Here is a 408-nt window from a genome sequence, read left to right on the forward strand (position 1 = left end):
CTATACGCCGAGCGTAACCCAGATCTACCAGGAACATCGGAAGTTCAGGCCTGAAGGTGGCGAGGATATCCAGATAGGTCTGCTCAGGGATGAGAAAGCCGAAATAGCCCATCCACTTATGCCAATCTTCCCTACTGGAGTCAAGTCCACCGAATTTGTCATCGGCAAACTTCATAGTCACTTCTACAAAGCCATCAGCGGCACCACCATGCCATGGACCACGTAGAACGATCTCTTTGCCAGGATGGAAATCGGAATCATCCGCCATTTTAATGGGATAATGGCGCCCACCATAGCCATTCTGCTGAGTGGTGGCTAACTTCTGCACCATCTCACGTTCATATTCCCAGGGCTTGCCACCTTCCTTCTTGATAGCATAGCCCTCAGCATCCTTCTTGGGACCCACAT

Annotated in this window: 1 protein-coding gene; it reads right to left on the bottom strand. The window is 50.7% G+C overall.

What is annotated here, in order from left to right; all coding sequences use genetic code 11:
- On the bottom strand, positions 1–408 hold a 408-nt coding region (locus tag VJI94_RS08045), incomplete at both ends, for a hypothetical protein (protein WP_324008969.1).

The organism is Parvimonas sp. D9, assembly GCF_035282565.1.
GTDB lineage: Bacteria > Bacillota > Clostridia > Tissierellales > Peptoniphilaceae > Parvimonas > Parvimonas micra.